The organism is Marinobacter sp. UBA2688 (assembly GCF_002352785.1).
GTDB lineage: Bacteria > Pseudomonadota > Gammaproteobacteria > Pseudomonadales > Oleiphilaceae > Marinobacter > Marinobacter salarius.
On the sequence record NZ_DELU01000010.1, the window covers coordinates 1 to 21,700 of the forward strand.

The following is a 21,700-nucleotide window of genomic DNA, read 5'->3' on the forward strand; positions in this document are numbered from 1 at the left end:
TCAGTATTACTCCGGCGGTGACACTTATGCAGCACATAGGCGCAATAGGTCACGGATTTGTCGTCCCGGTCACGGGTTTTGAATTCGATGGTGTCGATCTGTAGCCCCTTGTCACGTAGCGATCCAATGAGCTGCGGTACGCCATTACAGGGGATTCTGTCGAACAGCTCACGGACAGAGCGGGGGCCTTTCATCAGCAGCAGTAGGGCCCTATACTGGCGGGGAGATGAAAGACGTTTGGTTGTGGTGGCCGGCGTCTTTTTCATTTCTCTGCCTCCCGCTTATCGATGTATCGATAAAGATCCTCCAGGGCAACGGCCTTGCAGCCGCTAATGCGGATTATCTCCAGCTCACCCCGAGAGACAGCATCCGTCACTTCAGAGGCGGTCAGGTTTAGCGCCTGTGGCACTTGTGAAAGGGCAAGAAATTGGTGGTTGTTGCGGAAGAACCAGCCGGGGCTGCGCTTTTCAGATTGGTGTGATCTCATGCTGCGGCCCCCTTGGTTGCTTCCCAACTTTCCACGTCCGACAATTTCCAGCGGGTGCAATTGGGGCCGAGTTTTACGGGGGAGGGGAACGCGCCTTTCTTCGCCCATCGCCAGGGCGTAACGCGGGAGACTTCATAGCGGGATGCTAATTCTCTGTCGGAAAGGTACTTCTCTTTTTGCTGGTGATTCATTGCCGTGCCTCATGTGATTTGGCGTAACACATGGGCAGTAAATCAGGGTAGAGAGCGGGCTGAGACGCCTCTCCGGTGGACTAAGTACGGTTGCCTGTGCACAAAGTGCAGTCTCCTGTGGAGACTGCTATCTCAGCTTAATACCATTGTCCCTGGCGTACTTCCGGATCCACGTGGTGATGGTGCGGGGTTCGTATTCAAAGCCTTTGCTTTCGAGCCAGTCGGCGTAATAGTTGCCGGCCTTTTCGGCGCTTCGAAACTCGCTTTTTCTTTGGTGCCAGTCATCTATTACAAGCTGTCTTGCCTCGTTCCTTCTGGCGTGGCGCATCTTGTTCATTGACTGAGACTTCTGTTGTTTTCGGATGCTTTCTTGGTGCTTGATGACTTCCCGTGTTCGGTTAAATTGATCGATTCTGTCGAACCAGAAAGTTACCCAACCGGCTGCTTCTGAATTCTCTTCATTGAGATCGATCCCAGCTGCAACATCGTCTAGAAAGCACAATGTGAAGTAGGCCCCTAGCAGCTCTCTATCGTAGGGCCAGATCTCTTCTTCATCTTCGGAGAGCAAATTGGATTGTTCAAAAAGAGAATCGATGGCAAATATGTAGGGCTCAAGGTGAAGGTAGGACCATGGATTGGTTGGATTGATCTTAAGCTCTCGGAACTCTTTAATCGGTTCCTCTGAATCGTATGGATATATGACCAAAAGGCCCTCCTCTATCATTTGCTCCAGAGGGCTTCGGAATCGGTTCCACAAAGAGGCCAGCTCTTCAGTAGAGACAGTCAAGAACTCCTCTAGTTCATCCAAGGAAATTTCCTCTCCCGGAGGAAAAATCAAGTCAAAGGCTCGTTTACCTGCCTTCCAAAGTGTCTCGCGCTCGATATGCTTTTCACGACTTAAGCCCGCAATTATTAGCACTTCATCTTTATGTCCGGGCCCGCCTTCCACGAAAGAAGCTACAGGATCGATTACCCATCCTATGGGCCTTTTGCGCTCGGCTTTAACTTCGGAACTTTTCATGATTTCCCCTCGCCAATAGCTACCACCTTGCCGGATTCCGTCTTGGTATCGCCGTGCAAACAGAATTGCTCCCAATCCGCCATCATGAGCCGGCGCTTGTCTATCAGCTCCGAACGGGCATAGGCGGCCCGTGTGGCGTCACTGTTGATGTGTGCAAGGGCCAGTTCAGAAACCTCGTCAGCGTAGGCTGTGCGCTCTCTGGCCCAATCCTTGAAGGTTGAGCGGAACCCGTGCGCGGTTACTTTTCGCTCCATTCGTTTCAGCAGAGCGGTTAGGAAATTGTTTGATGGTTCGTCGCCTTTCGGACCGGGAAATATCAAGTCAGTCGGGGCGCCTTCCCCCATGCCTTTCAGCAGTTCAATCGCGGAATCTGTCAGCGGTACGCGGTGAACCTTTTCGGATTTCATTCGCTCTGCTGGCACTGTCCATACCTTGCGGGCCAAGTCGATTTCCTGCCAGGTAATGCCAGCCTTTCGGATTCGTTTATCTCCAATCACTTCGTTGGTGCGGGCAGCGGTCAGAACAAGAAACTCAAGGGCGCGGGCGGCGGTCCCGGTTCGTTTCTTGAGACCCTTAATGAATGCCGGCATTTCATCTACTGGCAGCGCTGCAAAGTGGCCACGTTTCTTGATCTTCTCCGGTGAGGGGTAAACCTCATCCAGGTAGCCCTGCCACTTGGCGGGATTTTCGTTGGATCGGTAGCCGTGAATCGCACACCAGCCCAATATATTTTCAATACGGGCCCTGACGCGGTTGGCGGTTTCCGTCTTGGTTTCCCATATCGGATCCAGTACTTGTTTGATGTGGGGTAGCTCGATTTCTCGTACTGGCATTTCCCCCAGATGCGGAATGGCGTAGGTGGTGAGGCTGTTGGTCCACTGCGTTTCCTGGCGGGGATTCCGGAACTCTTTGGACTTCATCCGGATGTATTCTTCCATCGCCTTCTGGAAGGTCAACGTGCTGATTTGTTCCGCCAGCAGTGAACGCTTCAGGGAGCGCTTTTCCTCAAGGGGATCTATACCATTCCGGATCTTCTCTTTCACTTCCCGGGCTTTGTCGCGGGCCTGAGCGACGGAGATTTCAGGGTAGGGGCCAAGGCCCATATCCGGGCGCCGGTTGCCTATCTTCGTGCGCAGGATCCACTGACGGGCGCCAGAGGGTGTAACTTTGAGTAGGAGGCCAGAAACTCCACCGACCGGATAACGGATTTCTGTTGCCTCTCCCGTGTCAGGATCAATTCGACAGGAGAGGCGTTTTACCTCAATGGGTGAAAGTTCCTTGGCAATCTTCGGCATGGCTTGGCCCACATCCCGGCACACAAAAAGTATTGATATTCGATGCTACAGGGTGATATGGTGGGTTACAAGCGTTTCAGGTAAGTAGTTGTTCTGGAATGGTTAAATGCTGAATTTTTCGAGGAAAATCAGTGTGTGAGTCAGGTCTGGCCCACCGCCACTTTCTCTTCCTTCCCTGATATTTCCCGTATCCTTTCAAACTGTTTCGTTAGTGCTTCTAATTCGTGGCCAATGCTTTGCGAATCGCCCGAATGCCACTCAGCGCTGCCTCATTGTCACCGTGTACGCACAGGCTGTCGGCCGGCAGTGTCAGCCAGTTACCGGATGAACTGTAGACTCCACCGTTTTTAGCGAACGATACCGCCTGATTGACAATCTTGTCTGCAGACTGATGTACCGCCCCTGGAAGGCGACGGGATACCAACTGGCCCTCATCGTCGTAGGCGCGGTCGGCAAAGGCTTCCAGCAGGATGGGGAGACCAACATAGTCCGCCAGTTTGCGGTGTTGTTCGTGTTTGACCGTCACCGGGAGCATCAGCGGCAGATCCTGCTGATAGCTTCTAACCGCGGTCATAACGGCTTCCAGGGTGCTCATGTCCCGCATCATGTCGTTGTTCAGGGCACCGTGGGGTTTTACGTAAGACAGTGTCAGGCCCTCGGCCCGACATAGTCCCTGTAGCGCGCCAAGCTGATAGAGGATCAGGGCGTGAATTTCCTCGGGGCTGTGGCTGATGGAGCGGCGGCCAAAACCGGCGAGGTCGTGATAGGAGGGATGGGCACCGATCTCTACTCCGTGCTTCGCTGCCAGAGCCACGGTTTTCTGCATGACCGAAGGGTCCCCGGCGTGAAAGCCGCAGGCAACGTTGGCCATATCGATAAGGGGCATCACCTGATCGTCCTGGCCCATACGCCAGGCACCGTAGCTTTCCCCCAAGTCACAATTCAGTTTCATCTCACAGCTCCCGGCCCGGGTACTGGGCCTGTCTCTGTTCCTCCGCGAGCCTGACCCTCTCTGCCAGTTCTTCGGGTTCATTGCGCGGCACCTGCCAGCCCTGCAGGTTCTCCTCAATCAGCTGCGTCAGGGCGTCGATATGTCCCGGTGTGGCATTGAGGGCGGAAATATAGCTGAAACCCTCGCCGCCGGCTTCCATGAAGTATTCACGGTTTTCCTCGTCAATCTCTTCGATGGTTTCGAGGCAATCCGCCGAAAAGCCGGGGCAGAACACATCTATAGATGTTACGCCTTTTTGGGGCAGTGCTTTAAGGGTTTCGTCAGTATAGGGCTGCAGCCACTCTTCCCGGCCAAAACGTGACTGGAAGGTGGTCAGGTATTCATCCTTTCCAAGGCCAAGCCGTTCTGCCAGCAGGCGGGAAGTCTTGTGGCACTCACAGTGGTACGGGTCCCCGCGCTCAAGGTACTTCAGGGGAACTCCGTGATAGGAGAGGATCAGTTTCTGGTTGCGCCCATGCTTGTCCCAGTGCGCCTGGATATGGCTGGCCATAGCCTCAATGTAAGGTGGGTAGTCCGGGTAGTGGGACACAAACCTCAGATCGGGCAGCCAGCGCCGACGGGTAAAATTATGGGCAATGGCATCGAATGTCGAGGCCGAGGTCGAGGCAGAATACTGCGGGTACAGGGGCAGTACCAGCAACCGGCGAACCCCCTGCTCCTGCATTTCATCAAGCACCTTTGGGATTCCCGGGTTGCCATATCGCATGGCAAATCCCACCAGGAGGTTATTGCCGTGTTTCGCCTGCAGTTGTTTGCGAATCGCTTCGGCTTGCCTGGCGGTGTGAATCAACAACGGCGATCCTTCCGGTTGCCACACGCCAGCATAGGCTTTGGCTGACCGGCTGGGACGCAGTCGCAGGATAATGCCATGGAGTATCAGCCACCAGATCGGGCGCGGCACTTCAACCACCCTGGGATCCCAGAGGAATTCCCCCAGATAACGGCGCAGGGCAGAGGTGGTTGGGGCATCCGGTGTTCCCAGATTGGTGATCAGTACTCCGGTTTTTTCGGGATGGTCATGGCGAAAATCGGCGGTACCCTTGTACGGCATGGTTCTGGATCCTGGAAAATGATGGGTGTCCGTTCAGAAAGTGGCTCAGGAGCGTTTCCCTGCCTGCTGGGCCATCCGCGGCGCCAGCCCGCCAACATCGTAACCAGCTTTACGGGCCTTGTTGACAATGTCGTGGGCCGGCTCGGTGCGTGCCGAACTCAGTGCCCAGAGCACGGTGCAGCGGGTTCCGGAGCGGCAGAAAGCAAGTACGGGCTTGTCTGCCTGACGGATCATTGCATCAAAGCGGTCAACGTCGTTGTCAAAGATATTCCCGGACTCGACCGGCAGATACACCCACTCCATCCCGTTTGCGCGAGCTGCGGCCTCTATGTCGGCCATGCCCGGCTGGCCGGGCTCTTCGGCATCGGGGCGATTGGCAACGAGTGTTTTGAAGCCGAGTTTTGCAGCTTCGCTAACGTCCTCCACAGTGAGCTGGGGCGAGACTGAAATCGTGTCGTCGATACGTCTGATGTCCATAAGCGATCCTTTTGCCGGTCACATAAATGCCTCAGCATAATGCCACAGGACATAGCCGCTGTCAGAGCCCGGGCCATGGGAAGTTTTAATCCAGGAGATAAAAAAAGCCCGGCACTGGTGGCCGGGCAGAGGCGTGCGAGTAGTATCCATGAAAGACTTCCAGACAAACCGGCATCAGCAGGGACACCGGTACAGTGAAGTATTGACCATATTTTGAACACTTCAAGCCAGTGAGCGATTCGTTTGATCACATTTTTTCATATTGAAAGTGTGCTTATACTAAAGCCGCTCGCTGTGGGCCTTTCAGGCGATTTGGTTTCAGCCCTGACGCAGAGATATTGGCCTGTTGACTGAAATTCAGTGCCCGCTGTAATACAATAATGAGCCATTGAGAGTCCAACGCCTCCGAGGTTTTGCATGTCTGACGAAAACGAAAACACGCCGGAAAACGACGAGCAGCTGGCGGGTAAAATAAAAGGGTCTGCGCGGCAGATCTGGCTGGCCGGGCTCGGTGCCTACACCAAGGCCGAGGAGGACGCTGGTCGCTTCTTTGAGCGTCTGGTTCAGGAAGGCGAGCAGTTGGAGAGTAAGACCCGCGGCGTGGTTGAAAAGCACGTACGCACAGTGGAAGACCGTGTGGACGATGTGCGGGAAAAGGCCACTGGCACCTGGGACCGCCTCGAGAACATGTTTGATGAGCGCGTGTCCGGCGCGTTGCGTCGATTGGGTATTCACCGTAGGGACGAAATCGAAGCCATGGAACGCCGGATTCAGGCCCTGGAAGCGGAACTCCAACGCCTCAGGGAGCAGACCGAGGACCGCTCCGAAGAGGAATGATGCTCGCTTCCGGCCGTTGATGTCAGAGGTAATCCCGGCTCATCAGGTAAATTTGTTCTTTTTCATCCGGGCCCAGGTAGGGCAATAGCAAGTGCATCATCTGGTAAACACCGCGGCCCGGGTCCATGGAGTCGCGGTCATCCAGATGCGACAGGCTGTCGAAGCTGCTCCAATAGCAGGCGGTGAGCGTCAACTGGTCGCAGAGTGCATCCAGCTCCCCATCGGTAATCTCCATGACGCCCTGGCGGCGAAAGCTCTCGCAGATGACCCTGAAACCATGGGTTTTCTTTTTCAGAATGCGCCGGAAGCGGGTTTGAAGCTGCTCGTATCGGGACAGGACGTTCACCAGGTCCTGATACAGGAATCGGTAGCGGGCGACGGTTTCGAACAACAGATGCAGGAAAAAACTCTGCTGGTCCAGGCTGATGGTCGCGTCTTCCGGAACCGCCAGCAGGTCGTGCATTTTGTGTTCATAGCTGGCAAACAGTTCCCCGACAATATCGCCCTTGCTCTTGAAGTGGTAATAGAGGTTGCCGGGGCTGATCTCCAGTTCGTCCGAAATCAACAGGGTGGTTACGTTGGGCTCGCCGATGCTGTTGAACAGCATCAGGCTGGCCTCAAGTATACGGTCGCGGGTTTTCATTTTTTTCATGTCGCGGCCCGGCGAGGTGGGTTCAAAGCGAGAAACGAGCCCACACCGGACAATGGTCCGAAGGCCGCTCCATGGCGCGAATATCGTAGCTGACGCCTGCTTCTTCCGCCTTGGGTAGAAGCGGGTCACTGGCCATGATCAGGTCGATCCTCAGGCCGCGGCGTGGGTCTCTGTCAAAGCCCTTGCTGCGGTAATCAAACCAGCTGAAGGTGTCAGATTCCTCGGGGTGCAGGTGTCGAAACACGTCCGTGAAACCACGGCTTTCGACCTGTCCCAGCCATTCACGCTCTTCCGGAAGAAAGCTGCATTTACCGGTTCTCAGCCAGCGCTTGGCATTGTCGGCACCGATGCCGATGTCCTGGTCAGTAGGCGAGATATTCATATCGCCCATTACCACAATCTCACCGTTGGCGGCTTTCAGGTCGTCCAGGTAGCTCATCAGGTCCGCGTAGAATTTTTCCTTGGCGGGAAACTTTACCGGGTGGTCTCGGCTTTCGCCCTGGGGAAAATAACCGTTGATCACCGTAAGTTTGCGGCCATTGACTGTGAAGTGTCCGGTAATCAGCCTGCGCTGGGAGTCCTCTCCGTCCCACGGGTAGCCTTTCTGGACGCTGTCCGGCGCCTGGCGGGAAAGAAGCGCAACGCCGTAATGAGTCTTCTGGCCATGGAAGTGAACGTGGTAGCCGAGTTCGCGAATGGCGTCCTCCGGGAACTCCTCGTCGGTCACCTTGGTTTCCTGCAGGCCGATAAAATCCGGGTTCAGGCTATCAATCACGGCCTCAAGCTGGTGCAGCCGCGTGCGGATACTGTTGACGTTGAATGAGACAAACATCATCGGCGGAAACCTTCTGTTTTGCAGTTTTGGCGATTGTCAGGGTGTGTCAGGAAACCGCAAGTCTACCACAACAGGTCGGTGTGTCCGCCTTGGCTGCAAGGACGGATTCAGCGGGTCAGTTCACAATCCGGAGCGGTGTCCACGGCATAGCGGATATGGGCGGTGTAGTTTGAGTCCTTATCCTTGCGGATATTGGTCAACCCAAGGTAGTCCGTCAGCGCGCCGTTGTCGTTATAGCCCAAGAGGATCGGGTCAACCAGAAAGCTCAGGATTGTGCTCGAGGGCTCTATCAGCACCGTATGTGTGGCGTTGATGCGGTCGTCCTTCGCAGGCTCCAGTACAAAGCCATAGGCTTTGCCCCGTGTGGGCGCCAGAAAGTTGAATTCGATGCGGTCACCGGAAGTGACCTCGGGCCAGTGGTTGCGGACCAGATTGTCGAAGCCCGCATCTGCCACCAGTTTCCGGGTGACCTCCACCGTCGAGTTTTCCGTGTCGCCTTCCGGAGTCTGCCACTCGATTTCCAGCGTCGCGTCATCCCGGTTGCGGATCTCCATGACTTCATTGAAGCCCGGCTGTCGGAAGGTCATCGCTGGACGCAACGTCGATTGTTTGTAAGACAGTGTCTTTTCAGCAAATGGCTCACCGTTACTGCGAACGTAAGTCACGTTGTGGGAGGCGGGTCGGAAAAGGCCATCGGTGCACTTGCCTGTGACCACGTGCTGCTCTTCATAGAGCAGGTTGTCGCCGTTCAACGGCATCGCCTGGCCGGTAAAGCGCATCTCGGCGGCCGCGGCCGACAGGGGCAGGGTGCAGGCGAGCAAAAGGGTGCTGGTCCTCATCGTATCAGCTCCGGATAGAGGGCCTTGCGGAGATAGAGAAGGCTCGGGAATACAACCAGCCAGCCCAATGCCAGCGCAGCCAGGGAAAGTGTGAGGTTCGGAAGTTGCACGGCGCCCAGCGCGCTGGCGGACCAGTAGGCAAATGGCCCGGCGATGGGGGCACACACAAAGGGCAGCCAGGGTTTGCTGCCAATCCATGACAGGGAATGGCTCAGGGTGGTCATGAATATGGCCCAGATGCCGACCAGCCAGACCGGTGTGATCTGTACGCTGCCAGTGCCATCATCAAGGATGCCGGTCTGGAACCAGATGCCGTCCAGTACACCGCCCAGAACCGTGCCGGCGCCGATAAACTGCAGTTCGGCGGAGCGGTGCTGGCTGACAAACAGCATGTGGAAAACCAATAGCAGGACCACGAATCCGGCAGCCATCAGGCCCGGATAGAGCACGCATACGAACCAGCCAGCCTGGAACAGGGCGAAGTTCAGGACATTGCGCAGGGTATCGGTGTGGATCATACGCTCAGGATGTTCTCACGCTTGTTACCTGGCTTGGCGAACAGGATCTGGGAAACTCCAATGGCACGTTCACTGAACCCGGCTTCGCAATAGGCGAAATAGAAATGCCACAGGCGGCGGAAGGCCTTGTCGTAGCCAAGGCTGTCGAGCGTATCCCGGTTCGCCATGAAGCGGTCGCACCAGTCCCGCAGCGTGCGGGCGTAATGGAAGCCGATATCTTCTGCGTGGGTCATTACCAGGTCCGAACCGGTGCGGACGGAGTCCAGCATCGCGCCAAAAGAGGGAATGAAACTGCCTGGAAAAATAAATCGTTGAATGAAATCGACGTTCTTCAGGGCGCGTTTGTATCGCTGTTCGGGCATATTGATGGCCTGAACCAGAGCCAGGCCGTCCGGCTTCAGCAAGCGGCTGATTTGAGAAAAGTAGCTGTCCAGAAATTGCGGGCCCACCGCCTCGATCATTTCGATGGACACCAGCTTGTCGAACTGGCCTTTCAGGTCGCGGTAGTCGTCAAACAGCAGGGTGATCTGCGCTTCCAGGCCCTCGTCGCTGACCTTTTTTCTCGCCAGTTCCAGCTGCTCGGCGGAAATCGTCGTGGTCGTCACATGACAGCCATAATGTTTGGCCGCATGCACGGCGAATCCACCCCAGCCGGTGCCGATTTCGATCACCCGGTCGCCCGGTTGCAGGTCCAGTTTTCGGCAGATGGTATCCAGTTTGTGAACCGCCGCTTGCTCCAGCGTCGCCTCTGGGCCTGGGTAGATGGCGGAGGAATACATCATCGTGGGGTCAAGGAAGGTCTCGAACAGGTCGTTACCCAGGTCGTAGTGGGCGCTGATGTTCTTGCGGGAACCTTCCTTCGTATTGCGATTCAGCCAGTGCAGGCCCTTCAAGGCCGGTTTGGTGACCCAACTGAATCGGTCCTCGAAGGCGTTCATTCGATCAACGTTTCGGGTAAAGAACCGCAACAGGGCCACCAGGTCCGGCGTTGACCAGTCACCTGCGACATAGGCTTCAGCGGCACCCACGCTGCCGCCCGTTAGCAGATCCTTCCAGGTGCTGTGGTCGTGGATGACCAGCTCCGCCGGCGCGAATCGGCTGTCATTGTCTCCAAAGGTCAGGGTTTCCGCCCCGGCTTCACGAATCGTCAGTGTTCCCGCTTCAAGAAGCGAAAGCTGCTGGCACACAAGGACTTTCGCCCACCGGCTGGTGAGCGGCGCCTGGCCAGTGCCAGTGGATTCAAGCGAGGTGTTCAGGTTCTCCATGAGCTTACCTTTCCGGTTGTCTTGTTCTGGGCTGTGGGTTCGGTGACATCCTGGCCTGAGTCTTCTGCGCCGCGCCGGTGCGCCGGGTCGTTTTCAGGCAGCTTGTTTGGATGGGTAAAGAACGGCACCCCTTTGAGCTTGAGCTTCAGGGCGTGCCAGTAAATACCGCCCACCACCTTCAGCGCTTCCAGTGGAAACTGTCTAAGGCTCCTGTGTAGTTCTTTACGATCCAGGGGGGTGCGTCGGACCACCAATGTGGCGTCAAAATGCTTGCGTTCGTCCTGTTTCACACCCATGTGGATCCGAAGCTCAGGGCCGCGGAAACTGAACGTCCACTGGTAATGCTGATCCATGGGATTAAAGGGCGATACGTGAAAGCGTTTGCTGAAATCGAAGCGCTCAGTGCGCCAGCCGGCACTGGTTGGTTCCGCGCCTGCGGTTTCGAGGCAGTACACATGGCGATCTTTCCAGGGTGTATTGGTGATCTGAGCCATGATGACCCGGGGCACGGCTCCATGATCCGGGCGGTCGCCGGCGTGGTAGCAGAAGTAGAAACTGACCGGATTGAACACATACCCGAAATAACGGGGATGAGTAATGAGTTGCACCGCGCCGTCCGGGCGCCATCCCGTCGCCTGTTGTACCTGATCGCTCACGGCCTGCAGGAGGTTGTCGGTCTCGGGCCGGAAATAGTCACGGCGGTACAGGGACAACCAGTTGAAGCGTTCCAGGGAAAACAGGCGGCTGATATGGGTTATGGATGGCCACTCGCGCAGGTCCAGGGCCAGCATGCCGGTGCTGTAGCTGAATTCGTGGCGGACCGGTGCCTTGCGACGATGCCGAATCGTGCCCTCCAGCCATTGGCTGTGAAGCTGATTGGCGACCATGTTTTGCGGTAGGGCAGCGTTCATGGCTACAGCTCCACTCCCAAAGCCTGAGTAACGCGGAGCGCACTGCTCACACCGTCCTCATGAAAGCCATTGAACCAGTAGGCGCCACAGAAGTGGCTGCGGTTGTGGCCGCCGATTTCGTCATAGCGTTTCTGGGCCGCCACGGCCTCCAGGGTGAACACGGGGTGTGCGTAGTCGAAGCGTTTTATGATGCGCTCCGGATCAATGTCCTGGCTGCGGTTGAGGGTGACACAGAAGGTTTCCGGTGCCTCATCGAAATTCTGCAGTACGTTCATGTTATAGGTCACAGACACAGGCTCGGTGCTGTGTTGCGGTATGAAATAGTTCCACGCCGCCCACGCCCTGCGATTTGATGGCAGTACCGAACTGTCGGTGTGCAACACCACATCATTGCGTTGATAGGTAATGGCACCAAGAATATCCAGTTCTTCGGCGGAAGGATCGGCGATCATGCCGAGGGCCTGGTCGCTGTGGCAGGCAAACACCACCTGGTCAAAGTGGTGGTGCTCGTTATTGACGGTGACCACCACATGGTCCGGCTCACGGACGACGGAACTGACCGGGCTGTTCAAATGTATGCGTTCGCCCAGGCGTTCCATCATCGCATCGACATAGCGCGCGGAGCCGCCGGAAATGACCCGCCAGGTCGGACGATCGTCTACCGACAACATGCCGTGATTATTGAAAAACTGGAGAAAGAATCGGATCGGGAACTGTTCCAGGACAATCTCCGGCGCCGACCAGATCGCAGCCCCCATGGGGACGATGTAGTATTGGCGGAAGTAGCGCGAGTAGCCGTTGCGGTTCAGGTATTCGCCCAGGGTTTCGGTGTCTGCGATGTTGCCAGCGGCCAGGTCTGCCCGGGATTCCTTATTGAAGCGCAGGATCTCCTGGATCATACGAAGAAACGGTAGATTCAGCAGGTTTCTGCGTTGGGCAAACAGGGTGTTCAGGCTGGTGCCGTTGTACTGTAGCCCGGAGGAATGACAGTCAACACTGAAACTCATGTCGCTGACTTCCGACGCAACACCCAAGCGGTCCATCAGCTTCATGAAATTGGGGTACGTCCAGTCATTGAAGACGATAAAACCGGTGTTGACCGGCCACTCCCGACCACCGGCAGTAACCATCTCTGTGTTGGTGTGGCCTCCGGCATAGTCGCCGGCTTCAAACAGCTCCACATCGTACTTTTCGGATAAGAGCCAGGCTGTGGTAAGGCCGGAGACCCCAGCGCCAATGACTGCAATACGTTGACGTTCGTTACTCATCCACTGGTTTCCTGTTCATTCCTGCTTTTGCGGCTCATGCTGGCGGCCATGCGATCAATCAACCCCTGGGGCAGGGCGCCCAGAGCCTTCAGTGTCCAGGTGAATCGCTTCGGAAAAGCGATTTCGTTACGGCCTTTACGCAGTCCTTTGACGATACGGCCTGCAGCGTCTTCCGCTGAGACCAGGAACGGCATCGGAAAATCGTTTCTGTCGGTCAGCGGCGTTTTCACAAACCCCGGCGAAACCACCACCACGTCGATGCCTTCGGGCGTCAGATCCGCTCGTAGCGCGTGGGCAAAGTAGGTGAGCGCGGCCTTGGAGGACCCGTACCCCTCGGCACGGCCGAAGGGAAACCACCACGCCGATGAGCTGACAATCACCAGCGTCGCCGGTTGGCCCTTCGCGACAGTGCGCCGCAGAGCCGGCAAGGCAATATCCAGACAGCGTGCGGTGCCCACCACGTTGGTGTTGATGTTGTTTTCAATCACAGCGCTGTCGTAGTCGGCGATTTCCAGGTATTCACAGGTGCCGGCGTTGAGGATGGCCATGTTGAGGTCGCCGTGGGTTTCCAGGGTGGAGGAAATACCCTGTAGGTCGTCCCGGCTCGTGGTGTCCGCCCGCGCTGCTACGACCCGCTCTGGCGCCAATGCGCTCAAGCCGTCCAATGCCTCCTGTCGTCGGCCGGTGATCACCAAACGGTGCCCCTGGTCTACCAGCGCGTGGGTAACGGCTTCGCCGATCCCTGAGCTGGCCCCGGTAATCCAGATGTTGGATGCTGTTCCAAGCCGTTTACTCATCCCGCCTGATTCCTTATCCAACGGATCACGCCACCCAGTAACGGAAGGTTTTCGTAGAGCAACTGGCCGATGTCGAAATAATCCCGATGGGAGAGAACGCGCCCCTCACGAATAACCAACTGACTAATGCCTTCCACCGCAACCGGGTTGCCCTTCCGAATACGCTTGTGCCTGAGGTGCATCACCCAGGGAATGCACACATCCTCGCCGTTGACCACGGGCTCGCCGAAGTCGAAACCGCAGGAAATCACGTTGGCGTAGGCCCCGGAAAAGTATTCTGTCAGTTCACCAATTCCCCGCACGCTCGTGAACGGATCGGTAAACGTCACGTTTTCGCTGTACACGCTGGACAGCTCCGCCATGTTGCCGGCGCAGAGGTTATTGAAGAGTTGCGTGAAGCGCCCAAGAGTTTCCTGGACGGATGAATTCTGGTTGCCCATTTCGATGATAGAGGCGGTACTCATGAGTGTTTCCTCCTCATGGAATCCAGTTGGCGGGTTTCTTCCTGAATGTGTTCTGGAATAGGGTTCATGTCCCATATGATGCCAAGACGCGCGAGTAGCCACAGTCCGTACCAGGTCATATCCACCTCGTACCACCGGAATCCCTGGCGCACGGATTGCGGCCAGCGATGGTGGTTGTTGTGCCAGCCTTCGCCCATGGCGATGAGCGCGAGCCAGACGTTATTCCTGCTGTCGTCGGAAGTCTCGAAACGGCGTTTTCCCCAGACGTGGGACAGGGAATTGATGGACACCGTGGCATGGAACAGCAACACCGTCGATATGAAGAAGCCCCAGGTCAGCAGCTGCAAACCATTGGTGCCCAGGCCGGGCGCCCACGCCGCCAGAGCTTCACCCAAGGCATAAATACCGACCGCGGCTGCCGCCGGTACCAATGAGTCAAAGCGGTTGAGAAAGCGGAGTTCGGGAAATTTCATCCAGTCCTTCACCCGGCGCTCATCCATGGCAAAGCCCGCGTCACAGGTAAACCAGCCAACGTGGGACCACCAGAACCCGCCTTGGTGTGGTGAGTGCAAGTCCTTCTCGTCGTCGGAGTGTTGATGGTGGTGCCGATGATGAGCGGCCCACCACAGCGGCCCACGTTGGGCTGCGCTGGCGCCCAGGACACCGAAGAAAAACTGTGCAACACGGCTGGTCTTGAAGGTTTTGTGGGCAAAGTAGCGATGGTAGAAGCCGGTGATGGCAAACATGCGCACGGCGAAAAAGCCGAATGCAAAGATGACAGCAAAGGTACTGGTGCCCGTGAAGATGACCAGCAAACAGGCCAGATGAAGTGCTATAAAGGGAACCACCCTGAGAAAATTGAAAGCCCGCGAGCTTGTGTCGAGGTGATCCGAACCCGCAGCGGAGTCGAACCATCTCAGAATGTTTGTCAGCCAGTGTTGCACTCGGGTCATACCCTGATTGCCCTTTCGTTCGTGGTTTAACCTGTAAAGCCTGGGCGTTGAAGAATCTCAACCAGACGCTTGACGGGTTCTACGTTCCAACAACCGAATTTGGATGCACGTTATACGATGTTTAACCAAACCGATCAGATGCCTGTTATACGCCGGATTGCCATTGTTGGTTCAGGCATGGCCGGCCTGAGTGCAGCACTTCTGCTTCAGGAGCAGAACCATGAAGTGACGATCTTCGAGAAAAGCCGCGGCCCGGGCGGTCGCATGGCCGCAAAGCGTGTTGCGGGTGGCTCCGTAGACATCGGGGCGCAATACTTTACGATCAGGAATCCTGCTTTCTCCGCCTTCCTGAACCGTTATGCCGAAGGCAGTTTCAGGCCGTGGCCCGGGCGGTTTGGTTACCAGACCACCTCCGGGCAATGGGAGCCGTTCCCGCAAGAGACCCGCTACGTCGGCGCTCCCCGGATGACCGCCATCACCCGCGGGCTTTCCACCGCTGCAGACGTCCAGGCGCAAACGCGCATTGATAGCCTGGTTCGCCAGGGTCAACAGTGGTTGCTGAACGATACAGACGGCGAGTCTTATGGGCCCTTTGACGCGGTTATCGTCACGGCACCTCCGGCTCAGACCCGGGATCTGTTCAGCAACAGTAGGCTCACAGCGCTCTCGGACCAGATGCAGGACCACGTTAGCCATATCCAGCCGTGCTGGGCAATCGCTGTCTATTTTCGGCAGGCGCTGGAACAGCCCTATGACGGGATGCGGTGCCAGAACCCGATACTCGACTGGATTGCGAATAACTCGAGCAAACCGGGCAGGGACGATTCCGGCCAGTGGTGGGTTCTCCATGCAACGCCTCAATGGTCTCGGGAGCACGAAAATACCTCGGCGGACAAGGTGTCGGCTGCCATGATTGAGGCGTTTAAGAAGGTAACCGGTGTTACTGTCTGCCCTGACGACTGGATTTCGCACCGGTGGCTTTATGCGAAATCCTCGCCCACGGAGCAACCCGGTTTTCGCTGGTATGGCGACCAGCGCATCGGGCTGGCCGGGGACTGGCTGAGCGGCGGCCGCGTGGAGGGCGCGTTCAACAGTGCCAGTGGCCTGGTCGCGCATATGCTGGCGGACTAAACCCAACTTACTTGCCGGTCAGTACGGTTGGCCGAACGTAGAAGTGGGTGATGGTACCGTCGCTGAACTTGCTGAAGAAGGCGCTGATATCGGTAATCTTGCGCAGGGAACGGGCACGGTTGATCGGATCACGCACCAGTACCTTGATGCCGTTGAAATTGTCCTGGATGTTCGAGAACCGTGCCCGCATGGAGCAGGTCACAACCTCGCCCGGGTCCAGGTCCAGCTCCCGGGCCAGCCAACGGCTGTGATCCTCGATGCCGGCGACAGTGAGATCTTCCCGGGTGTCCAGGTGGTTCAGTTTGGCCCGGTCCACAATGCAGCGTGAATAACTGCCAGACTTTTTCCGCGCCACTTTGCGAAAAGCCTCCCAGAAGAAGCTGTCTGTCAGTTCTGCGAAGTAACGCATGTCGCTCAGGCAGGTATCCACCCAATCAAATATTTCCGGGTCTTCAAGCACTTCGTTGATCGCTTCCCGCAACAGCCAGTCGAAACCCAGGGCCGTCTTGTGGGCGTAGACCTTGCGGTACATCTGGTGGCGGCTGTAGACGAAGTCCTCCAAGGCGCCAAGACCCTTCTGGGTGATGGCCAGGCCGAGCCAGGGCTCGCGCACGTCCCAGCCGAAGCGCAGGTTGCTCAGCAGGTGGTCAAGGTTGAAACCACCGATGGTGACTGAGGAGTGAAAACCGTCCCGAAGCATGTAGTCGGCCCGGTCGGCGTCGATTTCACCGGAGACAATGGACGACATCAGGTCCATCACCAGCCGGGGGGTGTCGGCTTCGCTTAGAACACCGGAGTCCGCGTCGTTACCGGCGATGAAATTCCAGAAGGTGCGTGCGTGGCGGCAGAACGCATCGCTGGGCCGCACATCCGTGGTCTCCATGATGCCGATCACGTCTCTTGGATCGAGGCCGGCGGTCTCAAGATCAATGGACGACAGCACTTCGTGGGCAACCCTCACGGAATAGTGCTCGTGCTCCAGTTCTTCCGGGCGTTCACTGTGATACACGGAATAGTCGACACCGCTCCAAAGGTCATCAAACCGGTCGGGCCGCGACATAAGGTCGTGGATGCGCCGCGCCTGGGTGAACTGGTGGGAGAAGCTGGAATGTCCGCTGTCGTGCAGCAGGCAGCCCAGGCGGATGGTCTTGGCCAGGTAGTCAATGGCATCAAGCTGGCTGAGGCTAAGGTCTGTCTGGTCGCTGAGTTGGCGTTCCCGCAGGTAGGCGTCGATCATCGAGCGGAACATCCGCGTGCCCACGTGCATCACGCCAATACTGTGAAGGAAGCGTGAGTGGGTCGCCCCAGGGAAAACCAGGCTGAGGATGTCGTTCTGGCAAATGTTGCGCAGGCGCTGGAACAGGGGATGGTCGATAACCTTGATTTCATGCCGGTAAAGCGGAATTCCGCCATGGACCGGGTCCATGATCAGCTTGTCATAAGCCCCGAGCAGGTCATTGACGGCACTTCTCATAGATTACAACCTCCCAAAAACATCAAACATGTCTTGTTATATCACAGGGGCGTGCCAGAATAGGTATCAGAAACCCAATTTCCTGTTTACCGATGGTAGTTTAGGGCAATCGCCATGACATCGCGCACCGAGCGCATTCTTATTATCGATTCGGATGAACGTGCCCGCTCGGAACTGGGTCGATACCTTGAGGCCAGGGGATTCTACGTTACCGGTTATTCGGACCTGGCTTCCGCCCGTTCCCTGTTCGACGATAATATTCCGGACATCATTTTTGCCGACCTGTCGCCGGACGCCATTGGTGAGCTTGCCGGTCGACTGGAAGACGCGGAAACCTTCACCCCCATCGTTGCCTGCTATTCCACCGCAGATGCCTCCGAAATCGTTAATGCGCTGAGAGCGGGCGCGGCCGATATCGTGCTTAAACCCTGTTCCGATGATCGTGGCGCCCTCGATGACGTTATTGGCAAGCTGTTTGATCGGGTGCGTGTGAACCGGCTCAACCAGCTTTATCGTCAGGAACTGGAAGAAGCGAACCGGGACTTGCGGGATGGCATTGCGGAATTACGTACCGACCAGCGCGCCGGCCGTAAGGTCCAGCTCAGAATGTTGCCGGACCGGGAACAGGTGCTTTCCGGCTTTTCCGTCAATCACCTCATCAAGCCCTCGCTGTTTCTCAGCGGGGATTTCCTGGACTATTTCCGAATAACCGAAGACAAGGTGCTGGTGTATATCGCCGATGTGTCTGGCCACGGTGCCAGCTCGGCGTTCGTAACGGTGTTGCTGAAAAACCTGACCAACCGCCTTCAGCGCAATCTCAGGCGTGGTTCCAGTGATGACATCCTGTTTCCCGATCGTTTCCTTGAGCGGATTAATTCCGAACTGCTCGATACCGGGTTGGGCAAGCATGTAACGGTGTTCGTGGGCATCATTTCAACGTCTGACAGAAGTCTTCGTTATTCGGTAGGCGCCCATTTCCCGATGCCGATCCTTTCCCTGGAGGGCGGCAAGACAGAGTTCCTAGAAGGCAGTGGCTTGCCGGTGGGGCTGTTCGAGACGCCGGAATGGGAGGTTTACGAAGTTCCACTGGACAAACCGTTCCACCTGATTCTTTTCTCAGACGGTATACTGGAGGTCATCAAGGCCAAAAGCCTGGATGAAAAGGAAAAGACACTACTTGAACTCGTCTCGGGAGGTAGTCACACTATTGCTTCCCTGGGCGACGCTCTGAATCTCGACGAGATCACAGAGTTACCTGACGATATTGCTATCGTATCAGTAACGGATACCGATCCTGATACCAATGGCCCGACGTCGACATAGTGGCAGTGGATTCAATGGCTGGTTACAAGATCCTGCAAGCTGAAAAACAGGGCATCTATGTCCTTAAGTTTATTGGAGAAATCCGGCTGAACCTGTGTTCGACGCTGGACAATCTGGTTGAGTCCATTACCCAGGATCCTGATTTCAAGACGGTGGTTATTGATCTTACCGAAACCGAGATCATCGACAGCACCACCCTGGGGCTGTTGGCCAAGATTGCCATGGCTGCCCAGAAACGCAGTAATTTCCTGCCCACGATGATATCCACCAACCCCGATATAACCCGAATCATCACCTCCATGGGTTTCGACAAGATTTTCATCATTGTTCGCGAGCCTGCGTCCCGCATCGAAGAACTGGAAGAAATCCCCGTATTGCGCGCGAGCGAGCAGCAGGTCAGGGATAAGGTGTTGGAAGCCCACCGTGTGCTGATGGGCCTAAACAGCCGTAACCGGGAAGAATTCAAGAACCTGGTGCGTGCCCTGGAATGCGAAGAGTCCGGCTGAGCCCGGGGTCATCACTGCGTTCTCCATTCCTGCCGGCCGTTTACCGGGCTGAACCATAAAACATAACGGAACGACTATGCCTGAGAAAAATAACCGTGGGCCCACCGACGTTTCCCAGACCGGCCATGATGTAGCGGTTCTCGGCGGTGGCAGTTTCGGTTCTGCCATGGCCAAAGTGCTGGGGGAGAATGGCCATACCGTCCATTTCTGGATGAGGGACGAAGCCCAGGCGGATGAAATCCGCAACACCGGTATCAACAGCCGCTATATGCCGGATGTCACCCTAACTGGTGATATTCAGCCAACTACCAGCCTGCCGGAAGCGGTCGGTAAGGCTGAAATTGTCTTTGTGGCCATTCCCAGCAAAGCCTTCCGCTCGGTCATTCGTGAAAACAGCTCTGAGTTCCGTGAAGGGCAGATCGTTGTCAGCCTGACCAAGGGCATCGAAGAGCATGGCTTCAAGCTGATGAGCGAAATCCTTCAGGAAGAAATCCCGCGTTCCCGCATTGGTGTGCTCAGCGGTCCCAATCTGGCTGGTGAAATCGTCAGTCAGGACCTTACGGCAACCGTTATCGCCGCCAAGGACCCTGACGTGCGCCGCACGGTTCAGGAACTGCTTGGCTGCGAATATCTGCGGGTCTACGCCAATGTGGATGTGTATGGCGTCGAGCTGGCCGGTGCACTGAAGAACATCTACGCCATCGTTGCCGGGCTGGCGTCAGCGCGGAACCTGGGAGAAAACGCCAAAGCGATGCTGATTACCCGCGGGCTGGCGGAAATGAGCCGGTTTGCGGTCAGCCTGGGGGCCAACCCCATGACGTTTATGGGCCTTGCGGGGGTAGGGGATCTTATCGTGACCTGTACGTCTCCGAAAAGCAGGAACTACCGTGTTGGTTACGCCGTGGGTAACGGCCAGGCGCTGGAAGAGGCGGTCGCGGAGTTGGGCCAGGTGGCCGAGGGCATCTACACTCTGAAACTGGTCAAGGAGAAATCCGAGGCGATTGGCATCTACATGCCGTTGGTTCGAGGGCTCTATGAGATTCTTTACGATGGCGCCTCCATCAGTGCTGTGATCAACAGTCTGATGATGTCGGTCCAGAATTCAGATGTGGAATTCATTCTTCCACGAACCATCAGTCAGTAAGGTTCGGGTTAGCCGGAGGGAAAGCCAGTGCACTTGATCGTCATGCGCCATGGTGAGGCCGGTTGGCACACTCTGGACAGGGAGCGTGAGCTGACGGAGTTTGGTCGCCACGGGGTAGCGGATGTAGCCGCTCAGATTGCGGAGTCGCCCTGGCGCCCCGAGTTTATTTGGTGCAGCCCATTGGTCAGGGCCCGGCAAACCGCTGCGATTGCGTCCGAGATTCTGAATTGCCCGGTCACGGAAAAGGATTATATTACCCCGGATGATGATCCCGGCCGTTGTCTGGATGAGTTGATCGAATCCGCCCCCTCTCCGTTATTGCTGATTTCTCATATGCCCTTTGTTGGCAGCCTTTCGACACTCCTGGTGGATGGTCATCGTAAGGGCATACCCTTTATGACCGCTCAGGCAGTGGTTCTCGAAATGCCCGTAGCGGGTCCGGGCTGCGCCGACTTGCGGGCACAATTCCTACCCTGAAATCTCTCATAAGACCTTTAAAATCGGTGCCCCAGCGCCCATAGTTTCTGTGAAACCACACAGGAATAACCTTTATGAGCCAGAAGCCCGAGACAATTGCGCAACAAGTGGAAAGTGCACAGGCTCCCGGAAAAGGCCTGCCACCGCTCGAAACATGGAATCCGGAGCTGTCCGGAGACATTGATATCGTGATTGCCCGTGACGGGCAGTGGCTGTATCAGGGCAAGCCCATCGGCCGGGACGCCATTGTTAAGCTGTTCTCGACGATTCTGCGGCAGGAAAGTGACGGGCACCATTATCTGGTGACGCCGGTTGAGAAGTGGCGGATCACTGTCGAAGATACGGCCATTCTCGCTCATTCTCTTGAAGTCTCTGGCAGTGGAAAGGACCAGGTTCTGTCTGTAACTACCAACACAGGAGAGACACTGTTAATTGGGGACGAGCACCCTCTGCACATTGGGGTTTATGAAGGAACCAACGAACCACGCCCGGTCATCGGTTTACGCCACGGTGTGGAGGCAAGGCTGGTAACGGCCGCTTATTACGATCTGGCCGACCGGGTGACTGAAGAAAGTTCCGGTGAAGATACCGTTATAGGTGTCTGGAGTAGCGGAAATTTCTACAAAATTGCCGATAACGGTTGAATTACCAGCCGCCGTCCCAACTAACTCACGGTAGAAAACGCAGTCTGACACTTGTTAAACTGTATTTTCGAACTTGTTACCGAGCCTGGCTCTCTAACGAGGCCCGGTGGTCGTAAGTCCCTCTGTGC

At 56.4% G+C, this 21,700-nt stretch carries 26 protein-coding genes; 7 read left to right on the forward strand and 19 right to left on the reverse strand.

Features of this window, described 5'->3' with window-relative positions; all coding sequences use genetic code 11:
• The 8 genes from B3M52_RS04735 to B3M52_RS04765 all read right to left on the reverse strand — a co-directional run.
• Positions 1–266: hypothetical protein (locus tag B3M52_RS04735; protein ID WP_286749000.1), on the reverse strand; the 266-nt coding region annotated here is incomplete at its 3' end.
• A complete protein-coding gene (locus tag B3M52_RS04740; RefSeq protein ID WP_286749002.1) occupies positions 263–487 on the reverse strand; it encodes a hypothetical protein in 225 nt (74 codons plus the stop codon). The genes B3M52_RS04740 and B3M52_RS04735, both read right to left, overlap by 4 nt.
• Positions 484–678, reverse strand: coding sequence for a helix-turn-helix transcriptional regulator (locus tag B3M52_RS20015; RefSeq protein ID WP_414673594.1), 195 nt, complete (start codon positions 676–678; stop codon positions 484–486). The genes B3M52_RS04740 and B3M52_RS20015 overlap by 4 nt, the downstream gene beginning before the upstream one ends.
• A gap of 127 nt (positions 679–805) precedes the next feature.
• A complete protein-coding gene (locus tag B3M52_RS04745; protein ID WP_286749004.1) occupies positions 806–1,699 on the reverse strand; it encodes a hypothetical protein in 894 nt (297 codons plus the stop codon).
• Entirely contained in the window at positions 1,696–2,994 is a 1,299-nt protein-coding gene (locus tag B3M52_RS04750; protein WP_286749006.1) for a tyrosine-type recombinase/integrase, read from the reverse strand. The genes B3M52_RS04745 and B3M52_RS04750 overlap by 4 nt, the downstream gene beginning before the upstream one ends.
• A gap of 217 nt (positions 2,995–3,211) precedes the next feature.
• Entirely contained in the window at positions 3,212–3,946 is a 735-nt protein-coding gene (locus B3M52_RS04755; RefSeq protein ID WP_036207449.1) for a 5-oxoprolinase subunit PxpA, read from the reverse strand.
• Position 3,947: 1 nt separating this feature from the next.
• Positions 3,948–5,057, reverse strand: a complete 1,110-nt coding sequence (gene hemH / locus B3M52_RS04760; protein ID WP_286749009.1) for a ferrochelatase — start codon at positions 5,055–5,057, stop codon at positions 3,948–3,950.
• A gap of 45 nt (positions 5,058–5,102) precedes the next feature.
• Positions 5,103–5,534: a TIGR01244 family sulfur transferase gene (locus B3M52_RS04765; RefSeq protein ID WP_036207444.1), complete on the reverse strand. Its 432-nt coding sequence runs from the start codon at positions 5,532–5,534 to the stop codon at positions 5,103–5,105.
• Positions 5,535–5,951: 417 nt separating this feature from the next.
• Here B3M52_RS04765 and B3M52_RS04770 point away from each other — a divergent pair, with 417 nt between their 5' ends.
• Complete coding sequence (locus tag B3M52_RS04770; protein WP_036207441.1) at positions 5,952–6,371, forward strand: phasin family protein; 420 nt, start codon at positions 5,952–5,954, stop codon at positions 6,369–6,371.
• 22 nt (positions 6,372–6,393) lie between these two features.
• Here B3M52_RS04770 and B3M52_RS04775 read toward each other — a convergent pair whose 3' ends face one another.
• The 10 genes from B3M52_RS04775 to B3M52_RS04820 form a co-directional block, all read right to left on the reverse strand.
• Positions 6,394–7,023, reverse strand: coding sequence for a TetR/AcrR family transcriptional regulator (locus B3M52_RS04775; protein ID WP_286749010.1), 630 nt, complete (start codon positions 7,021–7,023; stop codon positions 6,394–6,396).
• A gap of 22 nt (positions 7,024–7,045) precedes the next feature.
• Positions 7,046–7,858 (reverse strand): exodeoxyribonuclease III, encoded by an 813-nt coding sequence (gene xthA / locus B3M52_RS04780; protein WP_286749011.1) that lies wholly within the window; start codon positions 7,856–7,858, stop codon positions 7,046–7,048.
• Positions 7,859–7,965: 107 nt separating this feature from the next.
• Entirely contained in the window at positions 7,966–8,697 is a 732-nt protein-coding gene (locus tag B3M52_RS04785) for a hypothetical protein (RefSeq protein WP_286749012.1), read from the reverse strand.
• Complete coding sequence (locus tag B3M52_RS04790) at positions 8,694–9,215, reverse strand: DUF2878 domain-containing protein (protein ID WP_286749013.1); 522 nt, start codon at positions 9,213–9,215, stop codon at positions 8,694–8,696. The genes B3M52_RS04785 and B3M52_RS04790 overlap by 4 nt, the downstream gene beginning before the upstream one ends.
• Positions 9,212–10,480 (reverse strand): SAM-dependent methyltransferase, encoded by a 1,269-nt coding sequence (locus B3M52_RS04795; protein ID WP_286749015.1) that lies wholly within the window; start codon positions 10,478–10,480, stop codon positions 9,212–9,214. The genes B3M52_RS04790 and B3M52_RS04795 overlap by 4 nt, the downstream gene beginning before the upstream one ends.
• Positions 10,468–11,391 (reverse strand): DUF1365 domain-containing protein, encoded by a 924-nt coding sequence (locus B3M52_RS04800; RefSeq protein WP_286749016.1) that lies wholly within the window; start codon positions 11,389–11,391, stop codon positions 10,468–10,470. Before B3M52_RS04800 ends, B3M52_RS04795 begins: the two co-directional genes overlap by 13 nt.
• Positions 11,392–11,393: 2 nt before the next feature.
• The gene (locus tag B3M52_RS04805) at positions 11,394–12,659 is read right to left on the reverse strand and encodes an NAD(P)/FAD-dependent oxidoreductase (RefSeq protein WP_041333367.1); all 1,266 of its coding nucleotides are present in this window, start codon (positions 12,657–12,659) and stop codon (positions 11,394–11,396) included.
• On the reverse strand, positions 12,656–13,456 hold the full coding sequence (locus B3M52_RS04810) for an SDR family NAD(P)-dependent oxidoreductase (RefSeq protein ID WP_286749017.1): 801 nt from the start codon (positions 13,454–13,456) through the stop codon (positions 12,656–12,658). Before B3M52_RS04810 ends, B3M52_RS04805 begins: the two co-directional genes overlap by 4 nt.
• On the reverse strand, positions 13,453–13,920 hold the full coding sequence (locus B3M52_RS04815; protein ID WP_286749018.1) for a nuclear transport factor 2 family protein: 468 nt from the start codon (positions 13,918–13,920) through the stop codon (positions 13,453–13,455). The genes B3M52_RS04810 and B3M52_RS04815 overlap by 4 nt, the downstream gene beginning before the upstream one ends.
• Entirely contained in the window at positions 13,917–14,873 is a 957-nt protein-coding gene (locus B3M52_RS04820; protein ID WP_286749019.1) for an acyl-CoA desaturase, read from the reverse strand. The genes B3M52_RS04815 and B3M52_RS04820 overlap by 4 nt, the downstream gene beginning before the upstream one ends.
• Positions 14,874–14,990: 117 nt before the next feature.
• On the opposite strand from B3M52_RS04820, the gene B3M52_RS04825 reads away from it, so the two are divergent.
• Entirely contained in the window at positions 14,991–16,004 is a 1,014-nt protein-coding gene (locus B3M52_RS04825; RefSeq protein WP_126812585.1) for an NAD(P)/FAD-dependent oxidoreductase, read from the forward strand.
• 7 nt (positions 16,005–16,011) lie between these two features.
• Here B3M52_RS04825 and B3M52_RS04830 read toward each other — a convergent pair whose 3' ends face one another.
• Positions 16,012–17,478, reverse strand: a complete 1,467-nt coding sequence (locus B3M52_RS04830) for an HD domain-containing protein (protein WP_036207414.1) — start codon at positions 17,476–17,478, stop codon at positions 16,012–16,014.
• Between the two features lie 114 nt (positions 17,479–17,592).
• On the opposite strand from B3M52_RS04830, the gene B3M52_RS04835 reads away from it, so the two are divergent.
• The 5 genes from B3M52_RS04835 (at position 17,593) to B3M52_RS04855 (ending at position 21,572) form a co-directional block, all read left to right on the forward strand.
• Positions 17,593–18,801, forward strand: coding sequence for a PP2C family protein-serine/threonine phosphatase (locus tag B3M52_RS04835; protein ID WP_286749020.1), 1,209 nt, complete (start codon positions 17,593–17,595; stop codon positions 18,799–18,801).
• Between the two features lie 14 nt (positions 18,802–18,815).
• Positions 18,816–19,307: an STAS domain-containing protein gene (locus B3M52_RS04840; RefSeq protein ID WP_036207409.1), complete on the forward strand. Its 492-nt coding sequence runs from the start codon at positions 18,816–18,818 to the stop codon at positions 19,305–19,307.
• A 76-nt stretch (positions 19,308–19,383) separates the two neighbouring features.
• A complete protein-coding gene (locus B3M52_RS04845; protein WP_036207406.1) occupies positions 19,384–20,451 on the forward strand; it encodes an NAD(P)H-dependent glycerol-3-phosphate dehydrogenase in 1,068 nt (355 codons plus the stop codon).
• Between the two features lie 27 nt (positions 20,452–20,478).
• The gene (locus B3M52_RS04850) at positions 20,479–20,928 is read left to right on the forward strand and encodes a SixA phosphatase family protein (RefSeq protein WP_036207403.1); all 450 of its coding nucleotides are present in this window, start codon (positions 20,479–20,481) and stop codon (positions 20,926–20,928) included.
• A gap of 74 nt (positions 20,929–21,002) precedes the next feature.
• The gene (locus B3M52_RS04855; protein WP_286749021.1) at positions 21,003–21,572 is read left to right on the forward strand and encodes a DUF1285 domain-containing protein; all 570 of its coding nucleotides are present in this window, start codon (positions 21,003–21,005) and stop codon (positions 21,570–21,572) included.
• Positions 21,573–21,700: the final 128 nt, after the last annotated feature.

Excerpts from the sequence above, each read along its gene's own strand:
- hemH (WP_286749009.1), bottom strand. The coding sequence starts at position 5,057 with ATGCCGTACAAGGGTACCGCCGATTTTCGCCATGACCATCCCGAAAAA.
- B3M52_RS04820 (WP_286749019.1), bottom strand. The coding sequence starts at position 14,873 with ATGACCCGAGTGCAACACTGGCTGACAAACATTCTGAGATGGTTCGAC.
- B3M52_RS04855 (WP_286749021.1), top strand. The coding sequence starts at position 21,003 with ATGAGCCAGAAGCCCGAGACAATTGCGCAACAAGTGGAAAGTGCACAG.
- B3M52_RS04770 (WP_036207441.1), top strand. The coding sequence starts at position 5,952 with ATGTCTGACGAAAACGAAAACACGCCGGAAAACGACGAGCAGCTGGCG.
- B3M52_RS04790 (WP_286749013.1), bottom strand. The coding sequence starts at position 9,215 with ATGATCCACACCGATACCCTGCGCAATGTCCTGAACTTCGCCCTGTTC.
- B3M52_RS04755 (WP_036207449.1), bottom strand. The coding sequence starts at position 3,946 with ATGAAACTGAATTGTGACTTGGGGGAAAGCTACGGTGCCTGGCGTATG.
- xthA (WP_286749011.1), bottom strand. The coding sequence starts at position 7,858 with ATGATGTTTGTCTCATTCAACGTCAACAGTATCCGCACGCGGCTGCAC.
- B3M52_RS04740 (WP_286749002.1), bottom strand. The coding sequence starts at position 487 with ATGAGATCACACCAATCTGAAAAGCGCAGCCCCGGCTGGTTCTTCCGC.
- B3M52_RS04840 (WP_036207409.1), top strand. The coding sequence starts at position 18,816 with ATGGCTGGTTACAAGATCCTGCAAGCTGAAAAACAGGGCATCTATGTC.
- B3M52_RS04810 (WP_286749017.1), bottom strand. The coding sequence starts at position 13,456 with ATGAGTAAACGGCTTGGAACAGCATCCAACATCTGGATTACCGGGGCC.
- B3M52_RS04765 (WP_036207444.1), bottom strand. The coding sequence starts at position 5,534 with ATGGACATCAGACGTATCGACGACACGATTTCAGTCTCGCCCCAGCTC.
- B3M52_RS04805 (WP_041333367.1), bottom strand. The coding sequence starts at position 12,659 with ATGAGTAACGAACGTCAACGTATTGCAGTCATTGGCGCTGGGGTCTCC.
- B3M52_RS04750 (WP_286749006.1), bottom strand. The coding sequence starts at position 2,994 with ATGCCGAAGATTGCCAAGGAACTTTCACCCATTGAGGTAAAACGCCTC.
- B3M52_RS04845 (WP_036207406.1), top strand. The coding sequence starts at position 19,384 with ATGCCTGAGAAAAATAACCGTGGGCCCACCGACGTTTCCCAGACCGGC.
- B3M52_RS04775 (WP_286749010.1), bottom strand. The coding sequence starts at position 7,023 with ATGAAAAAAATGAAAACCCGCGACCGTATACTTGAGGCCAGCCTGATG.
- B3M52_RS04815 (WP_286749018.1), bottom strand. The coding sequence starts at position 13,920 with ATGAGTACCGCCTCTATCATCGAAATGGGCAACCAGAATTCATCCGTC.
- B3M52_RS04800 (WP_286749016.1), bottom strand. The coding sequence starts at position 11,391 with ATGAACGCTGCCCTACCGCAAAACATGGTCGCCAATCAGCTTCACAGC.
- B3M52_RS20015 (WP_414673594.1), bottom strand. The coding sequence starts at position 678 with ATGAATCACCAGCAAAAAGAGAAGTACCTTTCCGACAGAGAATTAGCA.
- B3M52_RS04785 (WP_286749012.1), bottom strand. The coding sequence starts at position 8,697 with ATGAGGACCAGCACCCTTTTGCTCGCCTGCACCCTGCCCCTGTCGGCC.
- B3M52_RS04825 (WP_126812585.1), top strand. The coding sequence starts at position 14,991 with ATGTTTAACCAAACCGATCAGATGCCTGTTATACGCCGGATTGCCATT.
- B3M52_RS04835 (WP_286749020.1), top strand. The coding sequence starts at position 17,593 with ATGACATCGCGCACCGAGCGCATTCTTATTATCGATTCGGATGAACGT.
- B3M52_RS04745 (WP_286749004.1), bottom strand. The coding sequence starts at position 1,699 with ATGAAAAGTTCCGAAGTTAAAGCCGAGCGCAAAAGGCCCATAGGATGG.
- B3M52_RS04830 (WP_036207414.1), bottom strand. The coding sequence starts at position 17,478 with ATGAGAAGTGCCGTCAATGACCTGCTCGGGGCTTATGACAAGCTGATC.
- B3M52_RS04795 (WP_286749015.1), bottom strand. The coding sequence starts at position 10,480 with ATGGAGAACCTGAACACCTCGCTTGAATCCACTGGCACTGGCCAGGCG.